General features: G+C 51.7%; 2 protein-coding genes. Both read right to left on the bottom strand.

Annotated features, from left to right (window positions below; translation table 11 throughout):
• A partial coding sequence (locus D5S03_RS12025) for a potassium channel family protein (protein WP_287044194.1) occupies window positions 1-906 on the bottom strand: 906 nt, incomplete at its 3' end.
• Window positions 903-1,137 (bottom strand): hypothetical protein (locus tag D5S03_RS12030; protein ID WP_287044196.1); only part of this gene is annotated, 235 nt, incomplete at its 5' end. The genes D5S03_RS12030 and D5S03_RS12025, both read right to left, overlap by 4 nt.

A 1,137-nucleotide genomic window follows, 5' to 3' on the forward strand; every position in this document is an offset into this window, starting at 1 on the left:
CCCGGTGGTTTCCCTGAGTTTGCTCTCAATGATTTTCTTGCCTTCCAGAGGGGTGCGCATGACCGGAGTTTCAGCGATGAGCAGGTCTCCGAACCGGCCGATGACATTGGCGTGCATGCTTACCCCCAGCACCCGCCTGGCCAGGGCCTGGCCCAGCATAACAGGGAACTGGTGCACCTGGCTGGCCCCGGCCATCTGCAGGATGTCCACGGATTCCAGGGTTTCCGCGGTGGCAATGACCTGGGTGTTTGAACTCAGCTCGCGCAGGGTGAACACGGCGTTGGTGTTGGTGTGGTCGTCGTTGTTGAGCAGGACCAGCTCGGCCTTGTCTGCGCGGGATTTTCGGTAGGTTTTCAGGTCGTCTAGTTCTCCCAGCATTACCTTGTAGCCCTGGTCATGCAGTTCCAGGGTCCTTTGCTGTTCCGGCACCAGGATGCAGTAGTTGTAATTGTACTGTTTCAGCTTTTCCACCAGGTTGGTGATCATGGGGTCGAAGTTGCTTAAGAGTACATGTCCGGCTGTCTTTTCCGGCAGCTCCCTGGGGGTCCTGGCCTTGTTGTGCGCCTCCAGCCAGGGGGCGTAAAAAAAGCGGATGAAGGTAAACGGGAGCATGACCAGCAGAAAAATAACTCCGGAAAGCAGAACCAGAACGGAAAACATCCTTCCCAGGTCCGTGTGAAAGGTGATGTCCCCGTATCCCAGGGTACTCATGGTCACCGCGGTCCAGTACAGACCATCAAGGATGGTGTGTTCCTGGCCCTCTATGACCATGATCCAGTGAAAAAGCAGGGTGTACAGGACCATCATCACAACCAGAACAAGTAAAAACTTCAGAAGAGCCAGGATGTTGTTCTTGGCGGTTTTGTCCTCAAAAAAATATTCCAGTATGGACGGTATAAGCTTCATTTGTTTATTACCTGTGATAAAAATTTCGCCCATCTGCCGACCGGGAAGAAATGCTTATCAGGCAGACCTTCATTAAACGGCAAATAGAACATCCCTCTACTACATCTCGGTAATTCACTAGGCAAGAGGGGGGATGAAGGTTTTTTATCAGCCCGGATGATTTTTAGACTTACTCCTGAAACCCTGTCATAAAAAACAAGAAACTTAGACAGGATTAACAGGATTGACAGG

Origin of the sequence: Desulfonatronospira sp. MSAO_Bac3, from assembly GCF_003838035.1 — a bacterium.
In the GTDB taxonomy this organism is placed as follows: domain Bacteria; phylum Desulfobacterota; class Desulfovibrionia; order Desulfovibrionales; family Desulfonatronovibrionaceae; genus Desulfonatronospira; species Desulfonatronospira thiodismutans.